Below are 17,971 nucleotides of genomic sequence, written 5' to 3'. Positions count from 1 at the left end.
AATCATTTCTTGTGTCACAAATCAAATCTGTTATTTTATTTTGTTTGTTATGTTTCTCATTTACAGTCTTTGCTGTATTGCCTGAAGACGAAAAGGTGCCTGGTGGTGTTGCGGTAATCAAGTTGCCTAAAAAATATAATCAACAAACCACACCGCCGAGCGTTTACTTTGATGATGTAAAAGTTGCGGTACTTAAAGATGGCAAAAATACAGATTGGTATGCAATTGTTGGTATACCCTTAACTATGCAACTTGGCATTGCAAGCATAGAAGCGAGACAAGCTAAGATTCGTGAATCTATTCATTTTGAAATTGTGGATAAAGCGTATACAGAAGAAAAACTATTCTTCAAAGAAAATAAGTTGGTTACTCCCAATCCTGAACTTGCTGCAAAAATTAAAGAAGAAACAAAGCACTTGGAGGCAGTATTTTCAAGTTGGTCAGATAAGGCGCTAGAAAATTTTCAATTAAAAATACCCGTGAAAGGGCGAATAAGTGGTGAGTACGGTAGTAAGCGAATTTTAAATGGAGAGCTGCGTTCGCAGCATAGAGGTTTAGACTTTGCTGCACCTATAGGCACTGCAATTATGGCCGCACAAAGTGGTAAAGTAATTGATGTTGGTAATTATGTGATGACAGGTAATACTGTTGTTTTAGATCATGGACAGGGGTTTAAGACGATTTACTGTCATTTGCATACTGTAAGCGTTAAGTTAGGGGAAGTGCTTGAGGCTAATCAAAAGCTTGGAACTGTTGGTAAAACAGGCCGTGCAACTGGGCCACATCTTCACTTTGGTGTAAGCCTTAATAATGTTCGTGTGTCGCCAAAATTATTTTTTGTCAATTAGCACACATATTAATCAATCCTTTTACTCAGCAATGTGAGCCTCTATAATGGTGCATGCTTAACTAAGGCATAAAACCTAGATTCAGAAGTGGAGTGAAAAGACGCATGTCTTTAATTTCACTGTCTTAAAGAGTATAGACAAGGACTGATTTGTGGTAGCATTAGCCGCCAACTTTCAAACTAAAATGAAAAATTAAAGCCATCTGGGAGACAGTGTGAATGTCAGATGAGAGTATCGATCGCGGTAGGCGTCGATTTTTAACCGGCGCGACATCAGTTATTGGAGGCATTGGAGCGTTGTACGCAGCGGCTCCTTTTATAGGCTCCTGGTTTCCAAGTGCTAAAGCGCAAGCTTTGGGTGCACCTGTTAAAGTTGATCTTAATAAACTGAGTCCTGGTGCTCAATTAACCATTGAATGGCGCGGACAACCTATATGGATTATTCGTCGTACAGAATCCACTGTTGATGGGCTAAAAAAATTAGATAGCCAGCTCAGAGATCCTCAATCGACACAAGCACAACAACCTGCGTACATCACAAAAGAGTATCGTTCTATCAAACCAGAATATTTGATTTTAGTTGGTTTGTGTACTCATTTGGGTTGTGTGCCAATGTATCGTCCTGAAGCAGGTAGCGTTGAAGCAGGTTGGCAGGGCGGTTTCTTTTGTCCATGTCATGGATCTAAATTTGATTTAGCGGGTCGGGTATTTAAAGGCGTACCTGCTCCTACAAACTTATTGGTACCGCCACACCGTTATGCATCGGATACTGTGGTTGTGATTGGCGAAGATGAGAAGGCATAATCTATGTTAGAAGCTGGGAAAGATTCTGAAAAATCGACTGGATTGTTGGGTTGGGTGGATGAACGTTTTCCAGCCAGTAAATTATGGAAAGAGCATTTATCTGAATATTATGCGCCCAAGAATTTTAATTTTTGGTATTTCTTTGGTTCGCTTGCATTATTAGTGTTGGTCAATCAGCTTGTAACGGGCATTTGGTTGGCTATGTACTACAAACCTTCTGCTGCAGATGCATTTGCTTCTGTAGAATACATTATGCGCGATGTTCAGTTTGGTTGGATTTTAAGATATTTACATTCAACTGGCGCCTCTTTCTTTTTTATTGTTGTTTATTTGCATATGTTCAGAGGTATGTTGTATGGCTCATACAAAAAACCAAGAGAATTGCTCTGGTTAATTGGAATGGGTATCTACCTATGTCTGATGATGGAAGCCTTTATGGGCTATCTACTGCCATGGGGACAAATGTCTTTCTGGGGCGCAAAAGTAATTACCTCTTTATTTGAAGCCTTCCCACTTGTAGGGCCAGAGCTTGTAGAATGGATTCGTGGTGATTTCAACATTTCAGACGTCGTATTGAATCGATTCTTTGCTTTACATGTGATTGCGATTCCATTGGTATTCTTGCTATTGGTCTGGATGCATATCATTGCTTTGCATGAAGTTGGCTCAAATAATCCAGATGGTATTGAGATCAAGAAAAATAAAGACAAAGAGGGTAAACCATTGGATGGTATACCTTTCCACCCTTACTACACTGTGAAAGATATTTTTGGTGTGGGTGTTTTCTTAATTATATTTCTTGCGGTTGTATTTTTCTGGCCAGATATGGGCGGATATTTCCTAGAAGGCCCTAACTTTGAGCCTGCTAATCCACTTAAAACACCGGAGCATATTGCACCTGTTTGGTATATGACACCGTATTACGCTATTTTAAGAGCAATACCTGACAAATTACTTGGTGTATGTGCGATGTTTGCAGCTGTATTGGTTTTCTGCTTCTTGCCATGGTTAGACAGAAGTCCTGTAAAATCGATTCGCTATCGTGGTGGGCTTTATAAAGGGATGTTGGCTTTATTTGTTATAAGCTTTTTATCCTTAGGTTATTTGGGCTTGGTACCACCAACCCCCTTAAGAACAATTGCTGCTCAATTATTCTCAATTGCCTATTTTGCATTCTTTGTTCTTATGCCTATTTATACAAAATTAGATAAAACCAAACCGGTACCAGAAAGAGTGACATTTAAATGAGGAAGAATAAGCTTTTCAACAGTATGGTTGTAATCATAGGTTCTTTACTTGTTGGAACCCATGTATTTGCTGCAACAGGACATGCACCTCTTCAGAAAGTAGAGAATAATTTATGCGATCAGGCGTCTTTACAACGTGGCGCTAAGTTGTATGTGAATTATTGTCAAGGTTGCCATTCTTTAGAACATGCGCGTTATAAATCAGTGGCGGCAGACATTGGTATCAAGACCCCAGAAGGTGAGGTGCTTGAGGCTTTGGTGCAAACAAATTTAAATTTTGTATCCGATAAAGTGACATCACCGATTAAATCAGCGATGCCTAAAAAAGATGCAGGTGAGTGGTTTGGTGTTGCGCCTCCTGATTTAACCTTGACCGCACGGGTCCGTGGTAAAAATTGGGTATATACCTATCTGAAAAGCTTTTATAAGGACGAAACACGTCCTTGGGGAGTCAATAACTTAGTCTTCCCAGACGTTGGTATGCCTCATGTATTACATGAGTTGCAAGGAACTCAAATACCTCGCTTTGAAAAGATCCGTTTAAAAGCTGAGGATGGTACTACTTCAGAACATAAAGTAGTCGACAAATTAGAATTAGCCTCTCCAGGTGCGATGTCTGAAACGGAATATGATCGTGCAATTACAGACCTGGTAAACTTTTTAGACTATGTAGGCGAGCCTCATAAACTAGAACGCCAGCGTATTGGAGTATGGGTAATTCTATTCTTAATTATTTTCACACTGTTTGCTTATTTACTTAAGCGAGAGTATTGGAAAGATGTACATTAATTTACTTAGAGGCTTGAATAGCTGTGCTAGCAAATAAACGCTCCGTAATGACTTTGTATTCTGGTTCAAACGACCCCTATAGCCATCGTGCAAGAATTGTCTTAGCAGAAAAAGGGGTTACCTTTGATTTGTATGAGATTGATCCTGCTATGCAACCCAATGCATTGTCAGAAATTAACCCATACAATTCAGTTCCTACTTTAGTAGATAGAGATCTCGTGCTCTATGAGTCTGAAATCATCATGGAATATTTGGATGAGAGGTTTCCACATCCTCCCTTGATGCCTGTGTATCCTGTTGCAAGAGCAAGAAGCCGCTTGATGCTGCATAGAGTGAATCGTGATTGGTATGTTTATATGAGAAAAATTCTCAATAAATCCACAGATCCTATGGATGCAGACGATGCGCGCAAAGCATTAAAAGAAAGCATTACTTCTGTAGCACCTGTTTTTAATGAAATGCCTTTTTTCTTTAGCGAAGAATTCTCATTAGTAGACTGCGCTGTTGCTCCCTTACTATGGCGTTTACCTTCTATGGGTATTGAGCTTGGGCCAGAAGCAAAGCCTGTTTATGATTATGCTAAACGTATTTTTAAACGCGAACCTTTCCAGGTGAGTTTAACTGATACAGAGAGAGCATTGAGAGAGTTATGACATCCAGTAGGCCTTACCTGTTAAGAGCATTTTATGAGTGGATAGTCGATAATAATGCTACGCCTTATATCGTTGTAAACGCTGACTTTCCAGATGCTCATGTTCCTTTGCAATATGTTGAGAATGGCCGCATTGTTTTGAATATTTCACCGGGTGCGGTTCGTTCTTTATTGATTGCTAACGATCATGTTGAGTTTAACGCACGTTTTAGTGGTGCTCCCTTTGACGTGTATGCGCCCATCAAAGCAATCACAGCCATTTATGCTAAGGAAAATGGTCGAGGCATGGTCTTCAAAGAAGAAGATGATGACGAAGACGATACACCACCTCCTGAAGATAAAAGTACCACAGGCGGTTCTTCTGGGAAGGGCAGCGGTGGCAAGGGCAAAGGCGGTCGCCCTAACTTGACGATTGTTAAGTAGCGTTTTTCTGTTTGTATTATTAAATCTTATTTTATCTAGCCTCGCGTAGCTTCCTACTCCTATTAACAGGAGTAGGGTATGTGTTGCGTAATCAGTCTTAAACCTTTTCTGCTTCCTGCCGTTTACATTGTTTAATTTCACAACGGATTGCTTTTCTATGTTTCATGAATGAGCAATATCATGATTGCACAATTTCTTCTGACAAAAGGAGGAAGAGCATATTGAATGAAAGATTAGTGCTCTATCTTTCTACTTAGATCTGTTATCACAACGAATATTATTAAGTTTGATAAAGTTGAATTGACTATAAGTTTTTTTATTAAAATTTCCTGGTATTTCTACCATTCTCTGAAATCTGTTCTTCTTGACATATTTTCTAAAATAAATAGAATAGCTTCTGGCTGGACAGAAGCCATACGTCTGCACACTAAAGCTTGCTCTCGAGTACTGTCATTGAACCAAAGGTTCTCTAAATCATATTTACCTAACATCGCTCATTGATGTTTTGGAGCAGGCGACAAAGCTTTAGTGGGTAACATGTAAGGTTTATATGAAAATGACAATTGTATCCCCCTCATATATTAAACAAAAAGCCAGGCAATTAAAAAAAGAAAAATCCCTAAGTCAGCACCAAGCTTATGATGAAGCTGCAAGGTACTTTGGATTTCATAATTACAAACATTATCTGAATGTTTTAGAAGATAAACAAAAGCAGGCAGCCTCTACTAAAGAAACCCTTTTGAAGAATATATATTCTGAAAAAGACATATCTACAAAAGAGCGGTTTGCAATTTCATTCATTCAAGATTTTAAAATATCTATTGGTGAATTATTAGATATACTAAAACAATTTCAAGATTCAGCTGCAGCCATCCAATCTGTTTGTGAGAAATCGAATTTGAAGGATGTAGTTCAGACATTTCTGCTTAACGATTTCCATACTGAGGAAGGTAGCAGTGAACTTCAGAATTTACCATTTAATCAGTATTTTATAGCAAAAGAGATTTCTGTTAAAAACCTTCAATATTCTTTAGAAAATGATGTTCTTTATATTGATGGTGATTATGATCTTAAGCTTGAATTTGAGTGTGAGATACCTGAGGAATATAAAGATCTTCCTCATTTTTATCGTGAGCCGATGTTTGGTGACTTTGAAATTAAAATAGATGAAGATGCTAAGCTTACAATCATGAATTCTAGTATCGGTGAAAAAATTGGTGATCGAATTTATGCTGAAATTTTTAGGTAATTATAGAGATATTTTAGCTAATTGTCCTTTTAAAGCTTCTTATGCAGGTGAAGATCAGGTTCTATTTTGTAAGTTGGCAAACGCTGAATTGGTATGGCAGTACCTTACGCATAGCGGAAATTGTAACTAATTGTGACTTATGGAGTTTATCTGTTGTTTTAACTTCAATAAAGCGTACTTCTTGATCTTTTACAATGGTTAAATCTGGCCATCCACTACGATAAGTATATGGATCTTCAGCGATCTTTAGTGTCAATTTTATGAAATAGTCAGTATTTATTGCATTAAATATCGCATCTGCAAATTGCATGGATAGCCCAGGGTGCGATGACATAATAAATGGAGATAAAATTATTTCTTCGAAGTTTGATAAATAGCGTTGCTTTGAAACATTCTTAATAGAAGCGACTATTACACCTATCTCGTTTTCCAAGATAGTTAATTGAGCTTCAAGATATCTTTGGCACGCGTCTAATCGATCTTTAAAAGGATTTAGTTCAGAAAGCTTGTCTAGCATAAGCGCTTTGAGCACAGTCAGGATCGCAATCCCTTCTAAACTTGATCCAATGTACCCCAATTCTTGGTAGTAAGATAACAAAGAGACTTCAGGTTTGCGTTGGTAGGCGAAATTTAATTTTTCAAATTCTATTCCAAGTTCAGAACATTGTTTAGATAAAGGCATCTTTAATATAGCAGGATACCTTTCTTCCGTTGTTGATTGTGATCTCGTTAATAATGCATGATTTATATCGTGATTGTATTGAGATAGTGATATGGGTTCAATTTTTTTCATTTCAGCATTGCGCTTCATATTTCGAACCAATTCGAATTGAGCTAATGCGTCAACAGGAGAGATCAAGTTAACGTGTCTGAGGTTCAATTTATTCCATTGTTGTCGTGTTACTTTAACAGACAATATATATTCGTTAGCACTAACTCCAGTAGCAGTGTTTATTCTTTGTGTATATCCCGAAAGAATAATAGTATCTAAATATTGTAAAGCTGAAAAGCATTCACCTATTATACGAAAATTTATGCCATGCACTAATATGGCATAATCTCGCCTTATTTGTGTTGGGCTTAGTTTTTTTACGTTAATTTTTATTCCTCGTGCTGCGCGGGTCAAAAATATTTTGGGCATATCTTCTACTTCTGGCAAATCGATATCTAACACAAGTATTTTTTCATCTGTTGAGAAATCATAGTTTACTAATGTTTCTTTTGGCCAAGAGATGCCTGGTAGAATTTCGCCTAACACGATTGACATTGCATCAATATTCCCATTATCTGACTTTTTCATAATGAGGGGCCACTGTTCTTTTCGTAATGCCCAATCATTGAGTTTTGAATTGTATTGCTCAATTAATTGTTGATTGATAGTTTTTTTCTCTTTAGCTAAACCAAAAATATTTTTAATAAAACTGATTTTAATTAATTCTGGCGGTTCTGGAGGAGGGTGAGGATAGTCGTTGTAGCTAGGTAGATACGGCGTTTTTTCATGGACAGACAAACAATCCTCATAGTCCTTATTTGTTTTCTTTATGTGTTCTTCAATTAACTTCTCTATATTTGATAAATTTTGTTGTTTAATTTTTCTTAATAAATTTTCTGGCAATGGTGTTCCATTCTCTGATAAAAAATCTATGGTTCCATCGTCATTAAAACGGATTGTAATTTTAAAAGAAGCTGTGTAGGGAGGTGATTGTGTGATGCTAGGGGGACGTTTGCTTTTAGTAGAGTCACTGTCCAGTCTAGTCCTGTAAGATAATCCTGTTCCTGGTAATCCTACATTTGCGTATAAGCCATTTCTACCAAAATTTATTGATGCACCCCCCGCACCCCAGTGGAGATACTCATCCCACGTTTGCCTAGATTTAGCCTAATACCTGGCACAATTTTAATTGTGCGTCTAAAACGGAGTGTCATATATTATCCTTTTGAGCTTCTTTTGGCTTCAGTTCTGCTTCAAGATATAAACTATGAGTTGATATTTTATTTTCTGATAACTTGTCTCTTATGCTATAAATATTTGTCTTCTTGGGATTAAAACTAAAATATCTCCAGGTGTATAGAGTGATTTTTTATTAATTTTTTATATATTTTGATAAACCATTAGTCTCTTCTTCAAAAAATTTCCATTCAATGAAATGAGCCATACCTTCAACGTTGTTTTTGAACTGATGTGAAACTTTGTTTAGTGCTGTATTAATATTCATGCGGTATATTTTGTGTATTCGATTCCAATTGTTTCGGCTTAATTGATATTTAATTTAGGGAAGTTTATAGCTCATGATTCTGAGGCGCATTGATTTGAAAAGTAAATTGCTTTTATTTATGTATAGTTTTGATGTTTGTGATTTTAGAACGGTAAGATTGAGAAGGCAAAGGTGGTTTAAGCGGTAGAAAAAAATCCAGCAGTCATTGTCTAGCGCAACAGTTATCACAAATGATAATCGTGTTATCTATGATGAAAAAACAAAGCAGCTTATCAGCATGAAAAAGCAAACTGCTTGCAAGGAAGTTAATGGTAAAAAAGAATGTCGTGAGTGCCCAGTCAATATGTAGGAATAATGCTTGTTTCGTATCAGGTTCATTTGTTAAATCCTATTCAACTTTGCTTGAAATAGGTTTGCATTGTTATATAACTAACCCTTCAAATTCATTACAATTAAAACCTGCTTTACATCCTGGGATTTTACCCCGTGAAACGAAGCAATAGGTCATTTTTTCATTCAGTTTCAAGTAATCAGCAACATGTTTTATTGTTTTATTCGTTGTGGGTTTTATAACTAATTTTTGGAGAAATAAATGATAAAATAGCAGGAAATTATTGAATTTCAAGTAGTGCGTGGCATAATTACCTTTTGAACATACACCATATTTAGTGATGACTTAGCTATCGATCAGAAAGTAAGAAAAATACACACGAGGCAGTAATGACATACCAAATTCCTAATTTGCCTTTAGATATTGACATCGAAAGCAAAGTTGTCCTTAAAAAGGCTGGTGAAGCCCGTTCAGCATTAGCTGAATTAAAAGGTGTAACAGGCATTATCCCTAATCAGAATATCCTCATTAATACTTTATCCTTACAGGAAGCTAAGGATAGTTCTGCAATTGAAAACATCATTACCACTCAAGATGAATTGTATGAAAGCGATGCACTGGCGCATCAATTTACTACCACAGCAGCAAAAGAAGTATACAGCTATGCGACAGCGTTAAAGCGTGGTTTTGAAAAAGTTAAAAAAAATTCTTTGCTAACCAATAATCATATAATCGAAATCCAGTCTACATTGATAGAAAATGGTGCGGGATTTCGTAAACTGCCTGGAACCTCTTTGAAAAATGAGCAAACAGGTCAAATCATTTATGAGCCTCCTCAGCATCCTGAAGAAATACAGGGATTAATGGATAATCTTGAGCAGTTCATAAATAACCCTGAATTGTGTGAATGGGATGCTTTAGTGAAAATGGCAGTTATTCATCATCAATTCGAAAGCATACATCCGTTTTATGATGGTAATGGTCGAACAGGCAGGATTATTAATATTCTTTATTTAGTGCAGCAAGATCTTTTAGAGTCGCCAGTGCTTTATCTTTCCCGCTATATCAATAAGAATAAGACCGAATATTATCGCTTGTTACAGTTAGTGCGAGATAATAATGCTTGGGAAGAATGGGTGCTCTATATTCTTGAAGGTGTAAGGAAAACATCACTTCAGACGATACATCTCATTCATGCCATGAAAGAACTGATGCAGAATTACAAACATAAGATCCGTGAAGAGTTGCCAAAAATTTACAGTCAAGATTTGCTTAATATCATTTTCGGTCACCCTTATACTAAAATAGCTTTTGTTGAGAAAGAACTTAATGTTACCCGTCTTCCTGCCACGCGTTATCTTGATGAGCTGAGTCGTATTGGTTTGATGCAAAAGACCAAATTAGGGCGTGAGAGCTACTACATTAACAATGAGTTAATGAACTTAATAAGTAATGTTCAAGACCTCTAACTAGCCATTTATCACCTAAAACGTGTATAGGAAATGGGCTTTTTCTATACATATTTTTTGGATATGTATAGAAAATGGCACTTTTCTATACATGTTGTCACTCATATGCATAGAAAATATTAGAAGTGCATATACAATTAAACCTTAAAATACATAGAGCTAAAAGATGAACAATCCTAAGAAGCAACATTATTTGTCGCAATGTTATTTAAACGGGTTCACAAATTCCGGTAGGAAATTAGCAACTTTAAGCTTAAATGACGGTAGAGTTTTTTACGCAGGTCCACACAACGTGGGGGCAGAAACATATTTTAACAGTTTTAAAACTGCGGATGGGATGATGTCTAACGTGATCGAATCAGCTCGTAGCAAATTTGAGGCCGATGTTGCTAAGGCAATTCGTAATGTTGAGACGCTAGAAAAAATCGAGGGTGATGATAGAATTACAATTCTAAATTTAATGTCGTTATTTGCAGTAAGCAACCCGTTTAGACGAGAGCAGCATAATAACATGATCGATTTTATTGCGAAACGTGTGCTGCACATAGCTGCTTCCAAGGTGGGTTATAAAGTAAATGGCGTTTTGATTACTGAAGAACATAAAAAGCTATTTGAGGAAGATAAATTTAAGGTTGAGTTTTCTAAAAGTACTCATATTTATAATGAGTATTTTGAGTTTTTCGAAACTGTTCTAGCAACAATGTTAAATCGCAAATGGACATTAGTTAAGGCTCCTAATGAGCAGCGATTTGTTACATGCGATTTTCCTATTGCATTGATATGGAAAAATCCGGAAAAATATCATACTGGTCCTGGATTTGGATGTGGTGATACGCAGGTATTTTTTACGCTCTCTAGGAAGCTTGCATTGATTGGCGATTTTGAAGGATATGACCAAGTTGTTCATGCGGAAAAAGATACGGTTGCTTTGATAAATTCAAATATTTTATGTTTTGCAAAAAAGCAAGTTTATGCGCCTCATGAGAATATTTCATTTTGGGGTACACGTAATGAAATTCTAGAAGGCTTAAAGACATATTATGAAACTTTTCACGCTAATAATAGAGAATTAACTGTCCCTGAAGATTTGGTCGTATGAATGTTTACTTTAATGATTTTTTAAATTCATAATGTTTTTATTATTGATAATCCCATAATTTTCTATGTTGCTGGTTTCACCTTTCTCTCTGACAAAGATTTTATTATTAACTATTTTTAACTCAGAACCCTCTTTAATGTAATAACCATTATTGTTAGATTCAATATCGATCCATTTATTATCCGAATTTAAGACTTCAAATTTAGGATCAGTTAAGTATAATTTTTGTTGAGGTAAATCTATGGCATTGTATGATATAGGAATGTTTTCACTTGCTTTTAAAACGATAGGTTTAGTTTCTACCACAGAAAAATTTAACTGGGATGAAAACTTTTGATTGTCATCAGTAATGACATGTACAAAGCAATTTAAAAGACCACCGTTATCAGGCACAAAGAAATCAGGGGATAAAGATTGTGCGTAGTATTTTTTATTTTTTGTTTCAATTGTCCATTGAATATCTCGTATGTTTTTAATCGATATGTTTTTTTTAAGATCAAGATTTAACCTTATCTTTTCTCCTGAATATACCTCTAAAAATGGACTTATATAATCTTTCTTTTTTAGATCTATATAGTAGGGTGATATACCAAATTGTTGTAGAGAGAAAGCAATAATAGATATTATAGTCCAGCTCACTGGAATTATTTTCAGAAAAGTATATTTTACAATCTTAGTAAACATATATAATTCATTTTTGATGTTTGTTAACATTTATCGTTGGGAAACGTAATAAGTTTACAAGATTCTATACGGACGAGCCGTGTAAGAATAGCAATCTCAGCTAAGCTGAACAATCCGTCAAAATACTTTCGAATTTGCCGATATAAAATCATTCAGGATACCCAACACAGCTGTGCTTCAAAGCATACTCACCGTTTCAACATCAGCATGGGGTCTGGGAAAAAATTAGGGTGTTCTGGTATCTCGATATTGAATTCTTCCCTTAAAATTTCATGATATTGTTCGCAGGTTCGAATATTAATAACAGTCGTTTTCTTGCCAGATTTTTTATCGAAGGTTCTGTCATATAATACTTTTTTGCCATCGATGGTATTCATTGTCACAATGGCATGATCGTAAAAAGGTCTCTCGGGATTAATGCAGTTATAAGAAAAGACAGCTTTATAATCTTCTGGGATATATGAAATAAGATTAAAAGTATACATTTCTATCCATTTATCCTCTATTTTTGCTTTAAACATAATGCCGTGTTCTTTGTGCTCTGTCAGAATGAAAGAGCGATTGCAGTGATCAAACTGTGTATCCAATACAAATGGGATAGGCTCGATTAATCCGCAATAGAACCCACAATCACAAATCCAAGTTTCATCATTAAATGTCACCCGAAGCATTTTATGAGATAAAATAGGTGCTTGATCTTCTTCTAAATCATAAAACACCCTAGCCATAAGACGCTCGACCTTAAACCCTAAGGCAATGAGTGCCAGTGCTAAAATTTCATTAAGTTGAGAACAACCACCGCCTCGTTTATGACGAAGAATTTTATTAAAGATAAATTCTGGTTCAAGGCTAAGGGGTACACCAAGATGATGATCGAGCATATCAAGAGGAATCGTTAAGGATTGTTGTCTGTGAATATTAATTAAGGTTTGGCTGTTTAGCTCACGAGATCCTTGATATCCAATTCGTTTGAAATATAAATCTAGATCTATCGCCATTTTAAAATACCTCGTGTGTATTTTTGAGCTTGTATTTTAAATTTTTCTTTCGTTATCTTTGCTAAAGATCTCTTGTCTAACACAGTTTTTTTCAATGTATTATCTGGCGCTTAAGAAAATACTGTTTCATTCACAATATTAAATTTATTCATAAATTCAAGCGTATATACAAGAATATAAAGATATCTTTATATTTTAAGTGTATACCACTGCGAAAGAAAAGAATAGAAAAGTAGGTTTTGTTGCTGTGTAGAAACGCACACCTTCCAGCCGCATCGCGCAAATTGATTTTTAGCTTGAAGCAATGAGCTTATGTAAGCTCTTAATAATCACTTCATTGCGTGGATCTTCTTTTAAACTCTCGATCAGCATGCGTAAGGTTTCTTTGGATTGTTCAGACATCATCACAGGCTCTCCGACAGGCTCTTTAGGAGGAGGAGCAATATATTCGTGCCAGTGATGGTGTACTTTGACGTTTATGGTCACAAGCCCAGCCCATTGCGATTGGCTGCGTAATCGTTTGAGTATTTCGGGGGTTTGGTAGCGTATTTGTGTTGCAGTTGCACTGTTATCTGTAAGAAAAGTGAGTACACCCTTTTCATATCCTGCTATTTTGTATCGTCCTTTTAGCTTTGCATCCAAAACGCTTTGAATAATGTCATCGAGCTTAGACAATGCTTTTGCTTTGTTAATTAGCCGACCAAAAACAGAATCATCGTTACTTAGAATACTATCAATTTTTTTTGTTTGTTGGCTCATTTGATGATTTTTTAGCATTATGCAGGATGGAATAGCTATCATATAAAAAAAAATCATATATGCATATCATAACAGTTGCGCATCCTACTTGTGGTGATGTCATAAAATTCAAAATTAGCCTTAAAAAATCAGTCATTTTTATATTATTTGCTATTGTGGCTTTGACAGGTGTTGCTAGCTGGGGAACTTACAAATTCACATATTGGTATGATAGACAACATAATAATGCTGAAATTCTTCTTCATGAACATGATGTTCATGAGCACGATGTAGAAGATGCTGCTGCATCAACAAGTCATCCAGCAGACGCAGGCAAGGATGAGCAGAGAGATGAACAACTAACCGTCATTTCAGAACATATTGGTCGCTTGGTGGATAGTGTGCTGCGCTTAAACGCTTTGGGTGAGCAATTAATCGTAAAAGCAGAGCTTGACCCCAAGGCCTTTAATTTTTCAGAACCCATGGGCATAGGTGGTCCTTTAATTGCTGATATAGAAGTGAGCGACATTTTAAAGAACTTGTCTGATTTAGAAGTGTTGTTAAATAAACGTTTTCAACAATTAACTTTCCTTGAAGATCTCTTTCGTAACCACCATCAGCGACGCTCATCTGAGCTATGGGGCAAAGCAAAGCTGGTAAAAAATGGTTGGGTTTCATCTTTTTTTGGTCGCCGTACCGATCCTTTTACAGGCAAGATTGTTCAGCATAATGGGGTAGACATTGCTGGGCGAGAAGGTGATGAAGTATTTGCGGTTGCCAGCGGTGTCGTGAGCATTTCCGAAGATAGAAATAATTATGGCAAATTAGTTGAAATTCAACATTCTAATGGTTTAGCAACGCGTTATGCACATAATAAAGAAACTTTAGTCAAACCAGGCGATATGGTAAAGAAAGGGGATGCAATTGCATTGATGGGTTCAACGGGACGCTCGACAGGGCCTCATGTGCATTTAGAAGTGTTACAAGACAACAAAGCCGTTGATCCAGGACTGTATTTTTCAAATTTAAAACCCAAAAGTTAGTTGATGTTCTTTTTTTTGTTGGATAAATCAATTAAGAAAATAAATACGAAGGACTTGTATTTAGGCAAAGAAACTCCATGTTCTATCTTAGCTATGATATAGTGCCTGACTCAGCTCTTTGCTTTAAGATGGGCGAATTTTGAGTGATATCTTTTTCATTTTGTTTTGAAATGGGATCGATGTCTAACCTAAAATCCGTTTAGATTGAGCATATTTTTCAACCCTAATTATATAGAATTAAGCGCTTATGTTTTCTAATGTTGCTAAGTTAATTGTAGGTAGCCGTAACCAACGCTTACTTAAAAAGTACCATAAATATGTTCATGCAATTAATGCTCTAGAAAAAGAGTATGAAGCTCTTTCGCTAGAGGAAATTCCTCAGAAAACAGAAAGCTTTAAGCAACGATATCAGAAGGGCGAATCTCTAGATAAGCTCTTGCCAGAAGCCTTTGCTTTGGTGCGTGAAGCAGGTAAGCGCGCACTGAATATGCGTCATTTTGATGTGCAACTGATTGGTGGCATGGTGATGCATGAAGGCAAGATTGCCGAAATGGCAACAGGTGAGGGAAAAACCCTCATGGCCACATTAGCTGCCTATTTAAATGCACTCACAGGGCGTTCTGTGCATATTGTAACGGTGAATGATTATTTAGTGAGACGTGATGCACACTGGATGAGTCCTTTATACCACACGCTTGGCTTAACCGTCGGTATTGTGGTGCCTCGCATGCGCCAAGAAGTCAAAAGACAAAGCTATCTCTGCGATGTGATTTATGCAACGAATAATGAGCTTGGCTTTGATTATCTTCGTAATAAAATGGCCTTTAGTTTAGATGAATGTTTACGTCAAGAATTGAGCTTTGCCATTGTCGATGAAGTCGACTCTATTTTGATTGATGAGGCACGTACGCCTTTGATTATTTCAGGTGCTGCAGAAAGCAGTAATGAATATTACCTGCAAATGAATGAGATTGTGCCACAGTTGAAACCACAACCTGTTAAAGATGGTCCAGGTGATTTCAGCATTGATGAGAAATCTAAGCAAGTCTTCTTAACAGAAGAAGGACATCTAAGAGTTGAAACCCTTTTAGTAAAAGCGGGTATATTGGAGTCAGGGCAGAGTTTATATGATTCTCGCCATATTGGATTGTTGCATTATTTGAATGCAAGCTTGCGTGCTCATTATGTATTTAAGCGGGATGTTGATTATTTAGTCTTAAACGATGAAGTTGTCATTGTCGATGAGCATACTGGCCGCACGATGCCAGGTCGTCGTTGGTCAGAAGGCCTTCACCAAGCGGTTGAGGCAAAAGAGCGTGTTACGATTCAAAGTGAAAACCAAACACTGGCCTCTATTACTTTCCAGAATTTCTTTAGATTGTACGATAAAATTGCGGGTATGACCGGAACGGCTGATACAGAAGCTTATGAGTTCCAGCAAATCTATGGTTTGGAAGTGGTTGTGATTCCGACCAATAAACCCTGTGTGCGCAAAGACAATGCGGACATGATTTATTTAACGAAAGAAGAGAAATTTGAAGCGATTATCTCTGAAATTAAAGAGAGTGTTGCAAAGAAACGCCCAGTTTTGGTGGGCACCGTATCGATCGAAACCTCTGAGCTTTTATCTCAAATTCTGCACAAACATAAAATAAAGCACCAGGTTTTAAATGCAAAACACCATGACAAAGAAGCTGAAATTGTTGCTGAGGCAGGCCGACCTGGTGCTGTTACAATTGCGACCAACATGGCGGGCCGTGGTACAGACATCACATTGGGTGGTTCTTTAGAGTCTGAGATAAAAGCACGCGAAGATATCACGCCAGAAGAAATTGAAGACATTAAAAAAGCATGGCAATTGCGTCATGATGAGGTTGTTGCTGCGGGTGGTTTACACATTATTGGTACAGAACGACATGAGTCTAGACGTATTGATAACCAACTTCGTGGTCGAAGTGGTAGACAAGGTGATCCTGGCTCATCCAGCTTCTATCTTTCATTAGAAGATAATTTAATGCGTATTTTTGCCTCTGAAAAAGTGAGCCAGATTATGCGCCGTTTAGGAGTGCAAAAGGGCGAAGCTATCACACATCCATGGGTAAACCGTGCAATTGAGAATGCGCAAAGGAAAGTAGAAGGTCATAACTTTGACATTCGTAAACAACTGTTAGAATACGATAACGTTGCCAATGATCAGCGTAAAGTTTTTTATGATCAAAGAGATGCTTTACTGGCAACAGAAGATATCTCTGGGCACATTGCTGATGTGCGAAGTGCTGTTGTGAATGCTGTCGTAGCTGAATATATTCCACCACACAGTATTGAAGAAATGTGGGATATTCCTGGTCTAGAGCAAACGCTCGAAAATGAATTTGGTTTGAATCTTAAGATCAGAGAATGGCTAGAGCAAGATAAGAGCTTGCATGAAGAGACTTTGAAAGAAAAAATTAGACAATCTTTAGATGATCTCTATGCACAAAAAGAAGCTTCTGTTGGTAGCGATGTGATGCGACGCTTTGAGAAATCAGTCATGTTACATAGTTTAGATACGCATTGGCGTGATCATTTAACGCAAATGGAATATTTGAGACAAAGTGTATTCTTAAGAGGATACGCACAAAAAGATCCCCGACAAGAATATAAGAGAGAAGCTTTTAATTTATTCTCTGCCTTACTTGTGAGTATTCGTCGTCAAGTGATTGGTATTTTATCGCTGGTTGAAGTCAAGAATGGCCAGCAAATTGAAGAAGTTGAACAATCAAAAGTGGATGAATCTTCTTTGGAATTTCAGCATGCGGATGCCAATGCTTTAGAGATGGAAGAAGAGCAGAAGCTCCAAGCTGTTGGCGGCGGTCATGCTACCTTAACACGTGCTGCGCCTAAAGTAGGCCGTAATGAAGATTGTCCGTGTGGTTCTGGCAAGAAATATAAGCATTGTCATGGTCGACTTGAATAATACAAAATTAAAGCCATCTCGGGTTTTACCACTTGAAGTGGCTGTTGGCATTTTGGTCAATGAGCAAAAGCAGCTGCTATTGACGCAACGTCAGTCGCATCAGCCTTATTCAAATTATTGGGAGTTTCCTGGCGGTAAGATTGAGCAATTTGAGACACCGCTGGTTGGCTTGGTGCGTGAATTAACGGAAGAAATAGGTATTTCTGAATTAGATGCCCACTCTTTCTTGACGGTTCAGCATGTTTATCCTGAATATTGTGTAAGGTTGAGAGTCTTTTGGGTGCGAGACTACCAGGGAATACCGTTTGGCAAAGAAGGCCAGAGTTTAGCCTGGTGTTCACGAGCAGAATTAAAAAACTATCCTTTACTACCAGCCAATGATGTTATTATTCAGGCTTTGGAAAGCTTAGAAATCCTATAAACTTC

At 37.1% G+C, this 17,971-nt stretch carries 17 protein-coding genes; 12 read left to right on the top strand and 5 right to left on the bottom strand.

Translation table 11 applies throughout. From position 1 onward, the window contains the following. Positions 1–11: 11 nt before the first annotated feature. From CC99x_RS09850 to CC99x_RS09820, 7 genes are all read left to right on the top strand, one after another. Entirely contained in the window at positions 12–848 is an 837-nt protein-coding gene (locus CC99x_RS09850) for a peptidoglycan DD-metalloendopeptidase family protein (protein ID WP_158003219.1), read from the top strand. A 218-nt stretch (positions 849–1,066) separates the two neighbouring features. Next, positions 1,067–1,651: a ubiquinol-cytochrome c reductase iron-sulfur subunit gene (gene petA, locus CC99x_RS09845; RefSeq protein WP_057624925.1), complete on the top strand. Its 585-nt coding sequence runs from the start codon at positions 1,067–1,069 to the stop codon at positions 1,649–1,651. A gap of 3 nt (positions 1,652–1,654) precedes the next feature. Continuing rightward, positions 1,655–2,899: a cytochrome b gene (locus tag CC99x_RS09840; protein WP_057624924.1), complete on the top strand. Its 1,245-nt coding sequence runs from the start codon at positions 1,655–1,657 to the stop codon at positions 2,897–2,899. Between the two features lie 23 nt (positions 2,900–2,922). Next, positions 2,923–3,687, top strand: coding sequence for a cytochrome c1 (locus CC99x_RS09835; RefSeq protein WP_057624923.1), 765 nt, complete (start codon positions 2,923–2,925; stop codon positions 3,685–3,687). Between the two features lie 17 nt (positions 3,688–3,704). Continuing rightward, positions 3,705–4,340: a stringent starvation protein SspA gene (sspA, locus tag CC99x_RS09830; protein WP_057624922.1), complete on the top strand. Its 636-nt coding sequence runs from the start codon at positions 3,705–3,707 to the stop codon at positions 4,338–4,340. Next, the gene (locus tag CC99x_RS09825) at positions 4,337–4,762 is read left to right on the top strand and encodes a ClpXP protease specificity-enhancing factor (RefSeq protein WP_057624921.1); all 426 of its coding nucleotides are present in this window, start codon (positions 4,337–4,339) and stop codon (positions 4,760–4,762) included. The genes sspA and CC99x_RS09825 overlap by 4 nt, the downstream gene beginning before the upstream one ends. A gap of 556 nt (positions 4,763–5,318) precedes the next feature. Beyond that, a complete protein-coding gene (locus CC99x_RS09820) occupies positions 5,319–6,011 on the top strand; it encodes a hypothetical protein (RefSeq protein WP_057624920.1) in 693 nt (230 codons plus the stop codon). 61 nt (positions 6,012–6,072) lie between these two features. On the opposite strand, the gene CC99x_RS09815 is transcribed toward CC99x_RS09820, so the two are convergent. Beyond that, positions 6,073–7,626 (bottom strand): VRR-NUC domain-containing protein, encoded by a 1,554-nt coding sequence (locus CC99x_RS09815; protein WP_057624919.1) that lies wholly within the window; start codon positions 7,624–7,626, stop codon positions 6,073–6,075. 203 nt (positions 7,627–7,829) lie between these two features. Then, the gene (locus CC99x_RS13050) at positions 7,830–7,937 is read right to left on the bottom strand and encodes a DUF4236 domain-containing protein (RefSeq protein ID WP_077065444.1); all 108 of its coding nucleotides are present in this window, start codon (positions 7,935–7,937) and stop codon (positions 7,830–7,832) included. A gap of 1,010 nt (positions 7,938–8,947) precedes the next feature. Here CC99x_RS13050 and CC99x_RS09810 point away from each other — a divergent pair. After that, positions 8,948–10,027 carry a Fic family protein gene (locus tag CC99x_RS09810; RefSeq protein WP_057624918.1) on the top strand — a complete coding sequence of 360 codons (1,080 nt, stop codon included), beginning with the start codon at positions 8,948–8,950 and terminating at the stop codon, positions 10,025–10,027. A gap of 166 nt (positions 10,028–10,193) precedes the next feature. Next, complete coding sequence (locus tag CC99x_RS09805; protein ID WP_057624917.1) at positions 10,194–11,126, top strand: DUF4238 domain-containing protein; 933 nt, start codon at positions 10,194–10,196, stop codon at positions 11,124–11,126. Positions 11,127–11,135: 9 nt separating this feature from the next. On the opposite strand, the gene CC99x_RS09800 is transcribed toward CC99x_RS09805, so the two are convergent. From CC99x_RS09800 to CC99x_RS09790, 3 genes are all read right to left on the bottom strand, one after another. Then, positions 11,136–11,810, bottom strand: coding sequence for a hypothetical protein (locus CC99x_RS09800; protein ID WP_141651913.1), 675 nt, complete (start codon positions 11,808–11,810; stop codon positions 11,136–11,138). A gap of 188 nt (positions 11,811–11,998) precedes the next feature. Then, positions 11,999–12,808, bottom strand: coding sequence for an arylamine N-acetyltransferase family protein (locus tag CC99x_RS09795; protein ID WP_057624915.1), 810 nt, complete (start codon positions 12,806–12,808; stop codon positions 11,999–12,001). A 291-nt stretch (positions 12,809–13,099) separates the two neighbouring features. After that, positions 13,100–13,567: a DciA family protein gene (locus CC99x_RS09790; protein ID WP_158003218.1), complete on the bottom strand. Its 468-nt coding sequence runs from the start codon at positions 13,565–13,567 to the stop codon at positions 13,100–13,102. Between the two features lie 59 nt (positions 13,568–13,626). On the opposite strand from CC99x_RS09790, the gene CC99x_RS09785 reads away from it, so the two are divergent. The 3 genes from CC99x_RS09785 (at position 13,627) to mutT (ending at position 17,966) form a co-directional block, all read left to right on the top strand. Continuing rightward, positions 13,627–14,589, top strand: a complete 963-nt coding sequence (locus CC99x_RS09785) for a M23 family metallopeptidase (RefSeq protein ID WP_057624913.1) — start codon at positions 13,627–13,629, stop codon at positions 14,587–14,589. A gap of 247 nt (positions 14,590–14,836) precedes the next feature. Further along, positions 14,837–17,545: a preprotein translocase subunit SecA gene (gene secA / locus CC99x_RS09780; RefSeq protein ID WP_057624912.1), complete on the top strand. Its 2,709-nt coding sequence runs from the start codon at positions 14,837–14,839 to the stop codon at positions 17,543–17,545. Then, entirely contained in the window at positions 17,529–17,966 is a 438-nt protein-coding gene (mutT, locus tag CC99x_RS09775) for an 8-oxo-dGTP diphosphatase MutT (RefSeq protein ID WP_057624911.1), read from the top strand. Before secA ends, mutT begins: the two co-directional genes overlap by 17 nt. Positions 17,967–17,971: the final 5 nt, after the last annotated feature.

Origin of the sequence: Candidatus Berkiella cookevillensis (assembly GCF_001431315.2) — a bacterium.
Classification (GTDB): Bacteria; Pseudomonadota; Gammaproteobacteria; order Berkiellales; family Berkiellaceae; genus Berkiella_A; species Berkiella_A cookevillensis.
This window is presented reverse-complemented; position numbering and strand designations above follow the sequence as displayed.

What these genes read in the sequence shown, in the direction of transcription:
- petA (WP_057624925.1), top strand. Translation starts at nt 1,067, where the DNA reads ATGTCAGATGAGAGTATCGATCGCGGTAGGCGTCGATTTTTAACCGGC.
- CC99x_RS09840 (WP_057624924.1), top strand. Translation starts at nt 1,655, where the DNA reads ATGTTAGAAGCTGGGAAAGATTCTGAAAAATCGACTGGATTGTTGGGT.
- CC99x_RS09835 (WP_057624923.1), top strand. Translation starts at nt 2,923, where the DNA reads ATGGTTGTAATCATAGGTTCTTTACTTGTTGGAACCCATGTATTTGCT.
- CC99x_RS09825 (WP_057624921.1), top strand. Translation starts at nt 4,337, where the DNA reads ATGACATCCAGTAGGCCTTACCTGTTAAGAGCATTTTATGAGTGGATA.
- CC99x_RS09820 (WP_057624920.1), top strand. Translation starts at nt 5,319, where the DNA reads ATGACAATTGTATCCCCCTCATATATTAAACAAAAAGCCAGGCAATTA.
- CC99x_RS13050 (WP_077065444.1), bottom strand. Translation starts at nt 7,937, where the DNA reads ATGACACTCCGTTTTAGACGCACAATTAAAATTGTGCCAGGTATTAGG.
- CC99x_RS09810 (WP_057624918.1), top strand. Translation starts at nt 8,948, where the DNA reads ATGACATACCAAATTCCTAATTTGCCTTTAGATATTGACATCGAAAGC.
- CC99x_RS09805 (WP_057624917.1), top strand. Translation starts at nt 10,194, where the DNA reads ATGAACAATCCTAAGAAGCAACATTATTTGTCGCAATGTTATTTAAAC.
- CC99x_RS09800 (WP_141651913.1), bottom strand. Translation starts at nt 11,810, where the DNA reads ATGTTTACTAAGATTGTAAAATATACTTTTCTGAAAATAATTCCAGTG.
- CC99x_RS09795 (WP_057624915.1), bottom strand. Translation starts at nt 12,808, where the DNA reads ATGGCGATAGATCTAGATTTATATTTCAAACGAATTGGATATCAAGGA.
- CC99x_RS09790 (WP_158003218.1), bottom strand. Translation starts at nt 13,567, where the DNA reads ATGAGCCAACAAACAAAAAAAATTGATAGTATTCTAAGTAACGATGAT.
- CC99x_RS09785 (WP_057624913.1), top strand. Translation starts at nt 13,627, where the DNA reads ATGCATATCATAACAGTTGCGCATCCTACTTGTGGTGATGTCATAAAA.
- secA (WP_057624912.1), top strand. Translation starts at nt 14,837, where the DNA reads ATGTTTTCTAATGTTGCTAAGTTAATTGTAGGTAGCCGTAACCAACGC.
- mutT (WP_057624911.1), top strand. Translation starts at nt 17,529, where the DNA reads ATGGTCGACTTGAATAATACAAAATTAAAGCCATCTCGGGTTTTACCA.